A 15,362-nucleotide genomic window follows, 5' to 3' on the forward strand; every position below is an offset into this window, starting at 1 on the left:
GGAGGCAAAGGCCTCCTATAATATATTTACTCATTATCTAGTGGTTTAATTTTTAACGGTAAGGTAATAATAAAACCAATACCTTTATTGTGTAGCCCTTCAGTAATGGAAATGGTTGCTTGAATTTTTTCAGCGAGATTTTGTGCAATAGATAAGCCTAAACCACTGCCCGTCCCTTGTGATCCCGGAACACGATAAAAACGGGAAAATAGTGAGCTAATATACTCTGGTGCAATTCCAGGTCCATTATCACGCAAAATAATATTGAGATGATGGGTATCTTTATGTTCAATAGTCACTTCGACTTGACTATTATTGGGGCAATATTTGATTGCATTATCCAATAAGTTATTAAAAATAGACAGTAGTGCTTGTTTATCTGTTTCTATTTTAAGTGACATACCTTCATTTAAAGATAGCTCAATATTTTTTGTTAAGGCATAAGGCACGCGCTGAGCAATAGCATTACCAATAATATTATAAACATCAAAGGATTCTATTTTTATAGGGAAATCATCACACTCTAATCTCGCTAAATCAATAAGCTGGTGGGAAAGTGCGGCGGCTCTATCCAGAGATTGTTTCATATCTTCAATAATTTCTTCTCGCTCCTGCTTTTCATCGACTAAAGAGAGAATGTGCAATTGGGCAATCACTGCGGCAATCGGGGTTCTTAGCTCATGAGCCGCATCAGCCATAAATTGTTTTTCTCTAATATTAGCCGCATCTATTCTTGCCATTAATTGGTTAAGCTCTTTAAAGATAGGGCGGATCTCTTTAAATTGTTGTCCGACATTAATTGGCGTTAAATTGCGAGGTTTTCGGTTAGAAATCAGCTCTGCGGCTTGTCTTAAAGGGCGCAAACTAAAATAAGCAGTAATTAAGATAGCCAAGATCACCGTCGCTAAAATAAATAGGAAGGGCACAAAAGTACCGGAAATAGGGTTACCAATGACATGTCCTCTATCTTCGACGGATTCACCAATAAAAACTTTAATTTTATGTTGTTTTCCCCAACTATAAGATAAATACCATTTCTCCCCAGCCACAGAGATTTTTTCAGAGGCAAGCGACAGTACCCGTTTAGGCAGAGAAAGTTCCGGTCTATTGGTATAAATCAGATCATTATCTTTATTTAAGACAATAAACCAAGGTAAATAGTGTAAATCATCATCTTCACCATTAAGCATGGTATCGATATACATATTTTGTAAATGGTGAGCTATCTGTTTTACTGTCTCGGGTTGAGAGGAAACCGTTTCGAGTGTATTGGCAAATCCTTCAGCAATAATTTCTTGTTGCTTATTGTAGATAGTTTCAAAGTCAGCAAGATAATCAAATTCTATCCAAGCTAACCAAACGCCCCATAACATCACGATAGATATCGTTTGTAGAAAGATAGTATAAATAAAGAAAGAGCGGATCTTCATTTAGTTCACTTCTTTTTTTAAGAGATAACCGATACCGCGAACCGTAATAATACGCTCTTTGCCTATTTTACGGCGTAAGTTGTGCATATGAACTTCAAGTGAGTTACTTTCAATTTTGTCATCTAAGCCAAATAAGCGTTGTTCTAAATCAGATTTACGTACTACATTATCTGTATTGCGCATCAGCTCATATAATAGCTGGTACTCTTTACCTGATAATAACAATAGTTCACCATTTAAAGTGACTTGATGATTCGAGGGATTAAGCTGTAAATCACCAATAGACCAAATCTGTGAAGAGAAACCGGCCATACGGCGACTTACGGCTTTTACACGAGAAATTAATTCAGGCATAGCAAAAGGTTTTGGTAAGAAATCGTCAGCACCTGAATCTAATGTTTGTACTAGGTTATCTATTTGAGTACGAGCCGTCAAAATAATAATGGGTATTTTTTCACCACTTTTTCTTAGTGCGATAAGTTCATCTTGACCATCACCATCAGGAAGACCTAGATCAAGCAACATTAAATCAAAGGCTTTTTGGTTTAATTGAACACGTGCATCCGCAAGCAATCTTACCCAGCAGGGCTGAAAACCAGCAATTTCTAAACCGCGACAGAGTGCCTTTCCCAATTGCAGATCGTCTTCAACTAATAAAATATTCATAATAACACCTATCAAAATATGCTTTAAGAAAGTATAAAAGGCAAATAAAGTTTGAGCAATATAATAAAAGATAAAGCTAAGTGTGATTAATCAACTCTTAATATTAGATAATATATTATTAAATATGTATTTTTACTGAAAGTAAGGTGTTTAAGTAATAAAATAATCACTTTCTACATGAATTTTTTGTAGAGGTGATAAATAAATACTTGCTTTTATGATGATGATGACATTTATTGATGAACTGTATTGTTTTAAATTTCAATATAACCAAAGAGTTAACTCATAGAAAGTAATGCATTAACGTAAATTGATAATATTAATTCTATTAATAATAGAAAATAAAGGTATTAATTATAAATAAACAGAAAATAAATATTTTGCATGAAAATGAATAATATAGAAAATATAATTTTATCATATTGAATATGAGATAAGAGGTGATCTTTTCTTACTATTAGATAAAAAACAATATAGTAAGATAAGCATGTTGTATCAGAGTTAATTAATTTATTTACCCTATACATTTCAATATTCTAAATAAAATTATGCAATTTAATTGGAATAAACACTGTTATTAAAAGGAATTAATATGCAATTAGATGATAACTTTTAATATTAATTAAATCGTTCTGTGTCAGAAATGCTCCCCTCCTCAGGGAGCATTTCACCGATAAAATGTATTGGGTAAAAATTAACTCAAAATATGAGTAATAATGTTATACCCTTGGTGTAGTTCTGTTGAAAGATAAAGATTCACTTAAGTTATTCATGAATTCTATTGTTTTTATCAAATGATAATGATAATAGTTTACTTGACAAAAATACTTTCATTTATATACTAGCATCGGTCTAGTCTACAAGACTCGTAAGCGTTTACGTTAATCAACGCATATAACTTAATTTTTTTACCTTTATGGGTATTCGCCTGTTGTATTGGCGGTTATATGCCGTAGTACACGTTTTTATTGGGGTCTTTTCTATGTTTTTTCAAGATAAAAATAATATTTTGGGTATACCTAAATTGCCGCCAAGAGCCATGATTTTTCTGGTTCCGTTTTTCCTATCTTTTGTGATGTCTGGCATTGTTTCTTTTATTAGTACAGCAAAAACAATGGGCTTAAATAGCCTTATGTTTGCACCTTGGTTCTCTTCATGGGGGGTATCTTGGATGATTGCGTTTCCAACCGTTTTATTCGTTTTACCCTTTGCAAGAAAGCTATCACTCTTATTAGTAAAACCACATTAATATTTCATATCCTATAATGCGTTATAACCTAATATGGCATCTAATACCGCTATTTTATTAGATGTTGTATTAGGATCAGCCATTGAAGTCTGTTTTTCTTATCACACTGTGAGATAGGTTATCGCGTTATGTCATTTAATGCGTTAGCCTTATTAAGTTATAGTGATGGTTCATTTAAAACCAGATAGAGGGCAAATAATTATTTTTAATCGTAACCATAAGATAAAAATGATTTTTGTCTCATTGCTTATATAGCAGGAGGCTTTGCATGAGTTTATTATTTACGCCTAATAAATTAGGACCTCATCAATTAGACAACCGTATTATTGTTGCACCAATGTGCCAATATTCTGCGCAAGATGGAATACCCACATCTTGGCATACAATGCACTATGGGCAATTAGCATTATCAGGTGCCGCTTTAGTTATTATAGAAGCGACGGCGGTAGAGCCTCGAGGTAGAATTAGTTATAAAGATCTCGGATTATGGTCTGAGGAACATGGTCGCGCATTAAAACAGCTTATTAGCGATATAAAACAGCATACTAATGCTAAAATAGGTATACAGTTGGCTCATGCGGGGCGAAAAGCATCAACATCGTTGCCATGGGAAGGTGGAAAATCATTGGCTCCTGATGATGAGAATGGCTGGCAAAAAGTAGCGCCTTCTAGTATTGCTTTTGGTCAATATCATCAGCCTCAAGCATTAACAATTGATGAGATTGAAAAGATAAAAAACGCATTTGTTGAAGCAGCTAAAAGAGCTGAGTCAGCAGGTATTGATGTTATTGAGATACATGGTGCTCATGGTTATTTACTGCATGAATTCTTATCACCATTATCAAACCATCGCACCGATCAGTATGGCGGTGATTTTAATAATCGTAGTCGCTTGTTAATTGATGTTTTTACTGCAGTCAAAAAAGCAGTCTCTGACAAAATGTGTGTGGGAGTAAGAATATCGGCGACTGATTGGGTTGAGGGAGGATGGGATCTGGAAAGTTCTATCGCATTAACTCAACATCTTGAAGATCTCGGTTGCCACTATATTCATGTTTCTTCCGGTGGCTTATCAGACAAACAAGCCATCAAGCTAGGACCTAATTATCAGGTTCCTTTTGCTCAAGCCATCTATAATGAAACACAATTACCCGTAATTGCGGTTGGATTAATTACAGAGCCAGAGCAAGCAGAAGCTATTTTACTGACTGAACAAGCTGATTTTATCGCATTAGGCAGAGGAATACTTTATGATCCTCGTTGGCCTTGGCATGCGGCTGAAAAGTTAAAGCAGACCATTAAAGTCGCTCCGCAATATTTACGTTGTGCGCCACATGGTAGTAAAGATTTTTTTAAATAGCATAGTTGATAGCTAGAAGATAATGTATTTTTAAAACCACAGAGTTGCTGGAAAAATAGTTAACAAGTTGCAACTTTGTGGTTTTTCTATGTCACATTATTATAGATATTCATAATAATGGTGAAGGAGTGTAAGGAATGGATAAGGTTCAAAATCCGTTATTGTTACAACCACGGATTGCTTAGTCATGATGTGTTTTGGAATGCGGACACATCATCAAAGAATACAGCATTCTTTGATGGCTCATTAATTTATAGCGAGTCATAGTATGAACACGAAACATTGGTCACGTGTCGAATATTTACACGAAACAGTAAAAAATAAGAATATTATTATTAAAGGTCAGCATAGCTATTACAGTGATTGTTGGGATAATGGCTTTGAAGCATCTGTAGTGCGTTACCTTTATGGCGATGAAATTAGCCTTCAGTGGGAACCCTTATGGGAAATCGATAAATTATATATCGGTGACTATGTTTGTATTGGTGCTGAAGCGGTTATTTTGATGGGGGGCAATCATACTCATCGTATGGATTGGTTTTCTCTTTATCCATTTTTAGACAATATTAAAGAAGCCTATATTGGTAAAGGTGATACTTATATTCACGATGGTGTATGGATAGGTATGCGGGCCATGATTATGCCTGGCGTTACTATTGGTGAAGGGGCTATTATCGCAGCAAATAGTGTAGTGACAAAAGATGTTGCTCCTTATAGTATCGTTGGTGGAATACCGGCTAAGCATGTTAAATACCGCTTTGAACCAAAAGTGATAGAGCAACTTTTATCTTTAAATATTTATAGTTGGTCAGAGAAAAAGTTTGCCGCATTAAAACCTTATTTATGCCAAGCTTCAATTGATAAGTTGTTAACTGCTCATACGCAATATAACCAAGATATGAAATAGAACTAAAGCCTTTAATAATATTGTTATTAAAGGCTTTTTGTTGACTACCATTGTCTTATCTAATTACATATAAACGGCCTTTATATCGACAGATATTGATGGGGTGTTTACATAGCAAAAATTAATTATTATTGATATTTTTATGAGGAAACGATGATCTATCTGCATTCTGGTGGCGGTGACTCCGCTAAACAACAAAGAGTTAATCAAGCCGCAACAGATAAAGCGCAACAAATTGCCCAAGATCAGCAATCTTTACTCTATACCATCTCCTCAGAGAGTGATTTTCCGACGACGGTTGAAAATATCGGCGCTATTTTATTAATTGAGCCCAGTATTGAATTAGCTCTAGAGGTGTGTCGCCGTTATCAATCATCAACAGAGATAGTGATGGCTGAAAGTGCAACCACGGGGGCAAAGTTGACTGTATGCCAAATTGAATTTGAAGTGATAAAAATTTGTGTTATTTAACGGCTAAAGTTGTTGCAACGTCTTTCTTGTTATCCACATTAACTGTGGATAACTCTTGCTTTACATGTGAGTAATCAATTTACCCATTGATTTTATTTGATATTTTCATGTGATTGAAAAGTATCCACAAAGATTTATCTGATCAAATAAAATCGGACGATATTAATTAACCCACAGCATAATAAAATCTGTCGTTTTTAATTTGAAGAATAAAACGACAGATTAGCGGTTATAAAAGCGATGGTTTATCGAATAAAGGGGTTGGCTTACCATGCTCATCAACGGCAACAAAATTAAATTGGCCGTGGATCACTTCTTCTCGTCCTTCGGCATACATATCTTCGAGAAAAATAGAAACATTTACCGTTAGACTGGTACGCCCGACACGTATTACCTCACCAACTAATTCAATAATGGTGCCAGAGGGAATAGGGTGATTAAAATTAATTTTCTCTGTAGAAACTGTCACTAAACGTTTACGGCAAAAGCGCGTAGCGGTAATAAAAGAGACTTCATCCATCCATGCTAATGCCGTTCCGCCAAAGAGTGTGGAGTGATGATTGGTGGTGGTTGGAAAAATAACTTTAGAGACGCGGGTGATTGAGTGTTTAATTTTATCTTGCAACTCTAGAGATAAATCCGTTGTGGACATAATAAAACCTTATCTTTCTATACAGTAGGGATGATCCTAAAGTATAAAATAGAGAAAAATGAAAGCAAAGGAGAGGAATAGATGATATTCCTCTTTAATTTTAAAAGGTTATTTCACCGGTTAAAAATAGTACAGCATCACCAGTAAGCAATAAGCGCTCTTGTTTGAGTTCACACTGTATATTGCCTCCCCTCGCGGAAACTTGTCTGGCATTTAATTTATCTTTGTTTAATTTTTTTGCCCAAATTGGAGCTAATACACAATGTGAAGTGCCAGTTACCGGATCTTCATTAACCCCTTTACGTGGTGCAAAAAAGCGTGAAATAAAATCAAAAGGCGCATGACCTTTCGCGGTCAATATTACACCGGGAAGTGGTAGTTGTGTTATAGCATTAAAGTCAGGTTGATAATCAATAACCTTGTTAGGATCAGCCACAAAGCAGGTATATCTGTCGTGAGATTGCCAAACTTCTTCAATATCTATGTTTAGTGCCGTTTCTAATGATGGTTTTATAGTTGGATTTAATGATGCAGGTACTTGAGGAAAATCGAGAGTAAAACTTGAAGAGTGACAAGATACCGTGAGCTCTCCAGACAAAGAATGGAATTTAAAGCTTGTCGCAGGTGCTTTGTTAATCGTTTTTAATACAAAAGCCGTGGCTAAAGTCGCATGTCCACATAGGGGAACTTCTACTTTAGGCGTAAACCAGCGAATATGATTGGCAACTAAAAAAGCCGTTTCAGGTAAACCAATCTCATTAGCTAATTTAAGTAGTGTGTCATCGGGTAGCCATTTATCTAACAAAATAACCGCAGCCGGATTTCCGGAAAAAGGTGTTGAAGTAAAAGCGTTAACATAATAAATGGGAAGCGTGTTCATAAAGTACCTTAATCGGAAAGAGGAAGAAGAAACAATTTAGCAGAGCAAAACAGTGATAAAAAGTGGCTGGAAGTAAAAATAAGAAGTAGAAGGTAGCAAACTCTTAGTAAACGTTAGTTCAATTCGATGAGGAAAGTTTTATCTGTACAGGGTTAATTTAATTTTCATGAAGAACTAAGATTATTAACGAGTTTTTTTAATTTTATTTTTATATATATAATTGTCAATTTTGTTGCTAGCTTTATATTTCGGAATGAATGCCATGATCCAAATAAATATACAAATAGAACGATTAATAAGCTAATTGATATTTTACTTTGTAGTGTAAGAGTTATACTTTTACTAAAAATAAAGAAAAGAGAGAAAACTATTGTAAAGAAAGTAGTTTGTAAATTACACTTTATATTAAATTTTATATTCCTACATAAAACACTTTTTTCTATATTTCTCAATATGTTTTTTTCTTTTGTGTTTAGCATATGGCTTGTCCTATCTTATTGAATAGTCTTTAAAAGTTAAATGTTTTAATTTATTTAATTAAAAGACTCCATTTTAAGCAGAACGAAAATTTTCTATTGAAGCATTATCTCGTAAATTTCGCTTCTATGATATCATTTTTTATTGTCACTTTCAGGATATAGTCTGTGAGACCTATTTTCTTTATTTCTAATATCTGTGGTGTATCTCTATATAGAACTTTGCATTTATATTTTAATTTTATAAAAAAACTCCCCAAATTAGAGTAGAAGTGTCTAATTTGAGGAGCGTAGTTGAGTTATAGAATAAAAAATGTTACCTAAAACTCATTATGCTTGCGCATTCTCTTTATCATCTGCACTTTGTAACAGTTTACGCACAGGAATAATTAATGCTGCAAGAACAACGGCACAAATAACCAATGCTATAGAGACGTGAGAGAAGAAATCAGGCATAACATCAAGTTTATCAGGACGAATATTTCCACCCATTAAACCTGCGGCTAAGTTACCTAATGCACTCGCACAGAACCATAAGCCCATAACCTGTCCACGCATTCTTGCTGGCGCTAAAATGGTCATCGTCGCAAGTCCTATAGGGCTTAAACATAATTCACCTAGGGTCAGCAATAAAATACTGGAAATTAACCATAATGGTGAAACACCACTGCCTGTTGCAAGCACGCTTTCAGAGGCGTACATCATGACGGTAAAGCCACCTGCAGCGAATAAAATACCAATCACAAATTTACTCATGCTACTTAAATTCATATTGTTGCGTGCTAGCATTGGCCATAACCAGCTAAATACAGGGGCAAGAATAATAATAAATAGCGCATTGACGGACTGGAACCAAACCGCAGGGATCTCAAAGCCCATAAAATTTAGATCAGTATAGTCGTTAGCAAATAAGTTAAATGAGGTTGGTTTTTGTTCGAATGCAGACCAAAACAGTGCCGCTGAAACTAATAATAGGAAGCAAACAAACAGGCGAGAACGGTCACTACTACTTAATCCTGCAAATAGGAATAAATAGATAAAGTAGGCGATAACACTGCCGGAGATCACATAAACCATAAAATTGGCAACAATAACCGGATTAAATGGAATAGTGCCTGAAATAATTAAACCAACAATGGCAATTAATATCACAGCAAGTGCTAATACCCATTGTCCGACATTACGACGCACAACAGTAGGGCGATCCCAACTTGAATCTAAGCCAACTTCTTTATCAAAGCGACGCATTGTCGGTACGGCATAAAAGCGGAAGATCAGTAGTGCAACTAGCATACCAATACCACCAATACCAAAGCCCCAATGCCAGCCATAATCACGGACTAAGAAGCCGGTGATCAGTGGTGCGATAAATGAGCCCATATTGATCCCCATATAAAACAAGGAGAAACCACCATCGCGGCGTGTATCATCTTTTTTATACAGGGTTCCCACCATAACAGTGACACAGGTTTTAAATAGGCCTGTACCTAATACGATAAGCAATAAGCCGATAAAAAATAGGTTCTGAGACCAAAACGCTGAAAGTGCGATAGAAAGGTGCCCTAATGCAATAAAGATAGAGCCATACCAAACCGCAAGACGTTGTCCCAACCAATTATCAGCCAGCCAACCTCCTGGCAATGATGTTAAATAAACACCACCAGCAAAAATTCCCACAATAGCAGATGCCTGCTCTCGAGGAATATCCATACCACCTTCATAAACGGTTGCAGCCATAAATAGGATTAATAATGGGCGAATACCGTAGAAAGAAAATCTCTCCCACATTTCTGTGAAGAACAGAGAGCTTAAAGGGTATGGATGGCCAAAAAAGGTTCGGCTTGATTTTGAGTGAGTAGATTGCATCTTAAATTCCCAAAAAAAACCTTTGCAGGTCGTTTGCAAGTAAAAAGAACAAAATATCAGTAGAAGGCAATACAGAATTATTTCATTCTGTTATCAATTGCTACTACATTTAATTAATATATTTTTAACACACTTTTAGTGAACTTCAGTGACTAAAAGCATATTTAATACTTTATAAACCATTTTTTAGTGCAAAAGTCGATAAAAATCTCATTTTGCAATAGTTAACCTTGCAATTTTTTGAAAAAAAAGGACAAGAAAAAGTAAAGAGGTGTAAACGTGGCGTGTAAATATTTTTCTTATTAAACAATAAATTATGAAAAATAAAATAAAAAAATTAACAATTAGACCTTTAAGAGAGAAAGTGTAATTTTTTATTGAAAAAAAACTATTAACTAAATCTATTGGTGGATTTTTTGACTATTTTCTTTGCGGGGTACGAAAGCTTATCCATGAGTAAATAAGATTAAAAAAATACCACCGCAGCGGTGAAATAAAAAACAGCTCTAAATCCATAATTGGCCGCAACAAACGCGCCCATTAACGGTCCAGTAACATTTCCTACATCTCGTAAGGCTTGATTATAGCTGAAAATTCGACCAGCAATTGCAGGCGTAATATTGTATAAAATAAGCGTTTGTACCGCAGGTAACATGGCAGCGTTTACCGCACCCAATAAAAAACGTAATGCGCCTAGTTCCCAATAATTACTGACGAGTGCCATCGGAATAAGCATAAAAATAGATAAACCCAATGTGAAAATAAGCACCTTATCAGGGCCTATGCGATCACCTAATTTACCAAAACGAGGGGCACTAATTAAAGCGGCAATACCGGGAACAGATGCAATCACACCACTAATAAAGGCAAGATTACTGATAGAGCCGGCTAGATCACGGATATAAAGTGTTAAAATAGGCGTAACAGAGCCTGTTGCCACTTGGATAATCATGGTGGTAAAAAACAGGCAAATGACTAATCTTTTATTTTTGAGTGATGAAAAAACTTGCTGGGTGGATAATGCATCTTTTTTAGAAACAGGGGTAAAATTTTCGCTAACAAAAAATAGGGTCACTATAAAACAGATAAATAAAACCGCGGCTGTAATAAAGAAAACCGGACGTAAACCGTAGAGATCGGCAAGCATTCCACCAATTAATGGCCCAATTAATGCGCCACTTACCGCACCCGTAGAAAGGGTTCCTAACGCCCAACCACTTTTTTTAACGGGCACTTGCGTGGCGATAAGAGCATTAGCATTGGGCACAAAACCCCCTAATACCCCTAATAAAGCGCGTAAAATTAACAGTTGCCAAATATTTTGAGCAAAACCAATGAGTACCATGACGATCGCCATACCTAAGGCAGAACGTAATAGCATTAATTTGCGTCCTTTTCTATCTGACAATTTTCCCCAAAAAGGTGCCGCTATGGCAGAAAAGAGAAAAGTAATACTAAAAGCAACACCAGTCCATAGGTTTAAGGACTCATGATCTTTAATGCCAAGCTCTTCTACATACAATGGTAGAAAAGGCATAATCAAGCTAAAGCCGGCACCCGTTAAAAAACAACCAAACCAGACAATGTAGAGATTTCGTTTCCAAGAATTGTTGCGGGGCTTTAGGTTCATGTCACTCCTTTATCTAAGAATGTAAACGAAGCACATAAAGTGAGAATAATGGTGTTTGCGTTGTCTTTTTTATCTCAATGTTGGTTATCTATTCTTAAATAAGAATATCGCCATAATACAAAATAACAACGATAGGTAGTGCTTTATAATGTGTTTATTTGCAGGAAATAATAGTAGTGAGTATGGCTAATTTTATGATTTTAGTCTTGTATTTTAATCTTGGTTAAGAGAGTCAATCTGTTTGTCAGTGACTGTTTTTTTATTAAAACAGTCACTGATGGGGACTAGTGTACTTTCTTTATCTCATTATATAAAGAAGCTTCTCCAGGTGGGCGGGTTTTAAAACGACGGTGTAACCACATATATTGATCAGGAGCACGTAAAATTTCTTGTTCGACCACTTTATTCATTGCGATAGCGGTGTTTTCTTCACTATCGATGGGAAAATCAGCTACGGCAGGTGAAATAATTAGTTCATAACCTTTTGCTTCAGGTAAGCGCTTTGGTGTAAACGGGATCAGAGCCGGATGACTGGTTTTGACTAGAATATAGGTTCCTGTTGTTGTCGCTGCTTTATCTACGGCAAAAAGTGGGGCAAAGACACTCTTTCGCGGGCCGTAATCGTGATCAGGGGCATACCAGAGGATCTCTCCAGCTTTTAAATTGCGGATCATACCTTTGACATCTTTTCTATCTAACATAAATTTGTTAGAACGCAAACGACCCCAAGTTTGTAACCAGTCCATAACTGGATTGTCATTAGGGCGATACACACCAATACCGGGGTTTAGCATGCCAAATATACGTGCACCTAACTCTAGAGTTAAAAAGTGTATACCAACGACAATAATACCTTGGCCAGTTTCTTGTACTTTTTGAATATTTTCTCTACCACTGATTTTAAACCAACGTTTCACACGCCAATCAGGCCAAAACCAAGCCATTCCTGTTTCAAATAGCCCCATACCTACGGATTCGAAGTTTTTATTCACTAACGCTTCACGTTCATTTTTAGGCATGTCAGGAAAACATAGCTCAAGATTACGTTCTGCTATTTGTACACGTTTTTTTAAAAAGACTTTAGATAAACGACCTAGCCTTGTACCCAACCAGTAGATAACGGGATAAGGGAGCAGAACGAGAAGATAGAGTAATCCTATCCCCAACCATGTCAGCCAATATTTGGGCTGTAAAAATGATGTTTTAAATGGAGGTGACTTTATCATAAGCCTATCTATTTACTATTTTTCCAATGAATATTCTATATTGTGACACTTTTTACCGCAGATCAGAAATTTTGTCATAAATTTGGCGCTACAATATCAATTCCTTGTAATGCGGTAACTAATTCTGCGATATTTTTAACGGCCATTTTATCCATTACTTTTGCTCGATGTACCTCAACTGTTCTGATAGAAACACAGGCAGTTTCAGCAATTTCTCGATTCATTAGGCCTTGAATAACATAATATGCAATATCTTTTTCTTTTGGTGTGAGTGAAGCATAACGGCGACGGATATCATCAGCCGTAAAGCGTGTTGCAGTTTCAGTAAAGGCGGATTTCAGTGCAGAGAGTAATGCATTGCTATCAACGGGTTTTTGTAAAAAATCAATAGCACCTTTTTTTATTTCTTCAACCGCCATCGGAATATCACCATGACCCGTTAAGAAAATCACTGCTAGCGTACTGTGTTTTTCAATTAAATATTGATGTACTTGTCTACCATCTGCTTTAGGCATTCTCATGTCTAACAGCACAACCCCTTGCTGATAAAGGTCAATATTATGGAGAAAATATTCGCTGTCATTCCAAACCTGCGCCGCATAACCTAAGCTTTCTAATAGAAATTGGCAAGCATCGGTGACGGCGAGATCGTCATCAACCAGATGAATTGTTGGCATTTTTCTTCCTCTAATTATTGTTATTGGGGAAAATAAGGGTGATTTTTAATCCAACATTATTTTGCTTATCTTTTTGATTTTCTATGTGAATATCAGCACCTTGTGAATTTAGTAAGCGTTGGCAAATCACCAAACCTAAACCAAGACCTTCTGTTTTGGTGGTTTGAAAAGGGGAGAAAGGTTGTTCAAGCTGGCTATGGCTCATTCCTCCCGCATCATCTTTGATCACAATTAACAACCTATCTGGCGCTTTATGGGTGCTTATCTGTAGCACTTTAGTACCCGCCTGTAGGCTATTGGTGATCAAATTAGATAATATTTGCTCTAATAATGTTTCAGGTAAGTATAGGGTATCATGTTTATCAATCTTAGTGATCAGAGTCACTTGTGGATATTTTTCATCAATACGTAATAACCGCCAAATATGTTCAATACATTGGGCAATATTTTGTTCTGACAGTGGCACTGTATCACTATTTGCTGATTGCTTACCTACCCATAAACGTAGATTGCGAATAATATCTGCGCCACGTTGGGCTTGCTGGTCTATCTGTCGTAAAGCGGGGAGTAATGGATGATTTTTGTTCTCTTTTTCTAGACGGAGCGCACTACCTTGGGCATAACTTTTGATCGCAGAAAGAGGTTGATTAAGCTCATGAGCAAAGCCTGACGCCATTTCACCTAAAATATTTAAACGCTGAGCTTGTTCTAATGCCTCTTTTTGCTCTCTTAAATGGATATGCGCTTGTTCTAATTGATGGCTACGTCTTCTGACCAAATAACTAATCCAGATTTGGTTGAAAACCAGTAATATAATGGCACCCAATGATAATCCGATAATAAAACGGTGCTGGATAGCCCAAATTTTCGCATCTTGCCAAAGTTGTCGCTGCCTTGGGTGTTGGTTGACTTCTCGGAGTAAATTTTCCACTTGAGAATGAGAAGCGGGAGCCCCCCATTTCATGGCGTCGCTTTCATCATTGAGTAATGTTCGTGTTACTTTATCCACTAATGTGTCAGGAACAGTATCTAATGCAGCAAATGACCAATTAGGATAGAGCGGAGTACTGGTTAAACAAGAAGTATTGGTAGAATAATTTAATAATGGACGATAATCTTCTTTATTAATAAGACCTTCGTTATCCATATTTTCTAATAAACAAACTGGGATGATCGCTGCATTAATATCGCCATCACGTAATAAGTAAAGTAACGCATCAGCCGGAAAACCACTAAAACGTAATGTAAAATCCTGTTCAGGATCAATCCCTTCTTCACGCAGTGCTTTGTAACCTAACAGATATCCACCAAAGGCATCTGGTGCAATGGCGCCAACACGCTTTCCGACTAATTCATGAATCGATGTGATTGCGCTGTCTTTGCGCACCAAAATAAGGCTACCAATCACATTTCTTGTTGTGTTATCAGGCTCATAACCCGAGCGTAAAGAGAGTAACCAACGTAGCGGATATGCACTATCAAGCTGGACAAATTGCGCTGGATTCGTCAATAGAAAATCTACTCTCTTGTCTGCCACGGCTTGCTTCATTTCTGACAAGTTAAGTGGTAACAGCAGAAAGCTATCTGTGGGTATTTGTTGATCTAAGGTATCGATAAGCGGTTGCCAATGTCTTTGTGTTGAGGCGTCGCCTCGCAACGCTAACACACCAATAGTCCACTCTTTGGCAACCGCAGAAGAAGAGAGTAGAAAAAAGAGCAGTAATAAGCTCAAACTAGCGATTTTTTTTATCCCAATTGTCTGTTTTATCGTCATAACTATCTAATGTTAAATATTGTTTTGGATCAAGTTCGCACCGAGTATGTGGTAAACCACAATAGGTGGAGGACTCAGTAATTTTTACAATGCCATAA

The 15,362-nt window shown here is 36.4% G+C and carries 13 protein-coding genes; 4 read left to right on the plus strand and 9 right to left on the minus strand.

All coding sequences use genetic code 11. The features are described 5' to 3' along the window. Positions 1–26: 26 nt before the first annotated feature. Together ACYUCW_RS06020 and ACYUCW_RS06025 are read right to left on the minus strand one after the other, a co-directional pair. Entirely contained in the window at positions 27–1,430 is a 1,404-nt protein-coding gene (locus ACYUCW_RS06020; RefSeq protein ID WP_004243598.1) for an ATP-binding protein, read from the minus strand. Further along, positions 1,431–2,096: a response regulator gene (locus ACYUCW_RS06025; protein WP_004243597.1), complete on the minus strand. Its 666-nt coding sequence runs from the start codon at positions 2,094–2,096 to the stop codon at positions 1,431–1,433. It abuts the gene before it with no gap. A 982-nt stretch (positions 2,097–3,078) separates the two neighbouring features. Here ACYUCW_RS06025 and ACYUCW_RS06030 point away from each other — a divergent pair. From ACYUCW_RS06030 to ACYUCW_RS06045, 4 genes are all read left to right on the plus strand, one after another. Beyond that, complete coding sequence (locus ACYUCW_RS06030) at positions 3,079–3,345, plus strand: DUF2798 domain-containing protein (RefSeq protein ID WP_036905573.1); 267 nt, start codon at positions 3,079–3,081, stop codon at positions 3,343–3,345. Positions 3,346–3,613: 268 nt separating this feature from the next. Next, entirely contained in the window at positions 3,614–4,705 is a 1,092-nt protein-coding gene (locus ACYUCW_RS06035) for an NADH:flavin oxidoreductase/NADH oxidase (RefSeq protein ID WP_012368075.1), read from the plus strand. A 268-nt stretch (positions 4,706–4,973) separates the two neighbouring features. Then, complete coding sequence (locus ACYUCW_RS06040) at positions 4,974–5,612, plus strand: CatB-related O-acetyltransferase (protein WP_063108403.1); 639 nt, start codon at positions 4,974–4,976, stop codon at positions 5,610–5,612. Positions 5,613–5,765: 153 nt separating this feature from the next. After that, positions 5,766–6,083 (plus strand): hypothetical protein, encoded by a 318-nt coding sequence (locus tag ACYUCW_RS06045; RefSeq protein WP_104731701.1) that lies wholly within the window; start codon positions 5,766–5,768, stop codon positions 6,081–6,083. Positions 6,084–6,312: 229 nt separating this feature from the next. On the opposite strand, the gene ACYUCW_RS06050 is transcribed toward ACYUCW_RS06045, so the two are convergent. The 7 genes from ACYUCW_RS06050 to ttrS form a co-directional block, all read right to left on the minus strand. Beyond that, positions 6,313–6,735: an acyl-CoA thioesterase gene (locus ACYUCW_RS06050; RefSeq protein WP_004243592.1), complete on the minus strand. Its 423-nt coding sequence runs from the start codon at positions 6,733–6,735 to the stop codon at positions 6,313–6,315. A gap of 100 nt (positions 6,736–6,835) precedes the next feature. After that, positions 6,836–7,615: a PhzF family phenazine biosynthesis protein gene (locus ACYUCW_RS06055; RefSeq protein WP_036895248.1), complete on the minus strand. Its 780-nt coding sequence runs from the start codon at positions 7,613–7,615 to the stop codon at positions 6,836–6,838. An 806-nt stretch (positions 7,616–8,421) separates the two neighbouring features. Next, positions 8,422–9,957 (minus strand): peptide MFS transporter, encoded by a 1,536-nt coding sequence (locus tag ACYUCW_RS06060; RefSeq protein ID WP_004250754.1) that lies wholly within the window; start codon positions 9,955–9,957, stop codon positions 8,422–8,424. A gap of 466 nt (positions 9,958–10,423) precedes the next feature. After that, entirely contained in the window at positions 10,424–11,587 is a 1,164-nt protein-coding gene (mdtG, locus tag ACYUCW_RS06065; RefSeq protein ID WP_460408277.1) for a multidrug efflux MFS transporter MdtG, read from the minus strand. 284 nt (positions 11,588–11,871) lie between these two features. After that, entirely contained in the window at positions 11,872–12,813 is a 942-nt protein-coding gene (locus ACYUCW_RS06070; protein WP_004243585.1) for a Kdo(2)-lipid IV(A) acyltransferase, read from the minus strand. Between the two features lie 74 nt (positions 12,814–12,887). Beyond that, positions 12,888–13,490, minus strand: a complete 603-nt coding sequence (gene ttrR, locus ACYUCW_RS06075) for a tetrathionate respiration response regulator TtrR (protein ID WP_163748567.1) — start codon at positions 13,488–13,490, stop codon at positions 12,888–12,890. 10 nt (positions 13,491–13,500) lie between these two features. Next, complete coding sequence (ttrS, locus tag ACYUCW_RS06080) at positions 13,501–15,264, minus strand: tetrathionate respiration histidine kinase TtrS (protein WP_163748565.1); 1,764 nt, start codon at positions 15,262–15,264, stop codon at positions 13,501–13,503. Positions 15,265–15,362 lie beyond the last annotated feature (98 nt).

Source organism: Proteus sp. MB838 (assembly GCF_054767435.1).

Bases quoted from the DNA above. Each gene is read 5' to 3' on its own strand.
- ACYUCW_RS06035 (WP_012368075.1), top strand. From the start codon at position 3,614: ATGAGTTTATTATTTACGCCTAATAAATTAGGACCTCATCAATTAGAC.
- ACYUCW_RS06040 (WP_063108403.1), top strand. From the start codon at position 4,974: ATGAACACGAAACATTGGTCACGTGTCGAATATTTACACGAAACAGTA.
- ACYUCW_RS06050 (WP_004243592.1), bottom strand. From the start codon at position 6,735: ATGTCCACAACGGATTTATCTCTAGAGTTGCAAGATAAAATTAAACAC.
- ttrS (WP_163748565.1), bottom strand. From the start codon at position 15,264: ATGACGATAAAACAGACAATTGGGATAAAAAAAATCGCTAGTTTGAGC.
- ACYUCW_RS06070 (WP_004243585.1), bottom strand. From the start codon at position 12,813: ATGATAAAGTCACCTCCATTTAAAACATCATTTTTACAGCCCAAATAT.
- mdtG (WP_460408277.1), bottom strand. From the start codon at position 11,587: ATGAACCTAAAGCCCCGCAACAATTCTTGGAAACGAAATCTCTACATT.
- ACYUCW_RS06060 (WP_004250754.1), bottom strand. From the start codon at position 9,957: ATGCAATCTACTCACTCAAAATCAAGCCGAACCTTTTTTGGCCATCCA.
- ACYUCW_RS06030 (WP_036905573.1), top strand. From the start codon at position 3,079: ATGTTTTTTCAAGATAAAAATAATATTTTGGGTATACCTAAATTGCCG.
- ttrR (WP_163748567.1), bottom strand. From the start codon at position 13,490: ATGCCAACAATTCATCTGGTTGATGACGATCTCGCCGTCACCGATGCT.
- ACYUCW_RS06020 (WP_004243598.1), bottom strand. From the start codon at position 1,430: ATGAAGATCCGCTCTTTCTTTATTTATACTATCTTTCTACAAACGATA.
- ACYUCW_RS06045 (WP_104731701.1), top strand. From the start codon at position 5,766: ATGATCTATCTGCATTCTGGTGGCGGTGACTCCGCTAAACAACAAAGA.
- ACYUCW_RS06025 (WP_004243597.1), bottom strand. From the start codon at position 2,096: ATGAATATTTTATTAGTTGAAGACGATCTGCAATTGGGAAAGGCACTC.
- ACYUCW_RS06055 (WP_036895248.1), bottom strand. From the start codon at position 7,615: ATGAACACGCTTCCCATTTATTATGTTAACGCTTTTACTTCAACACCT.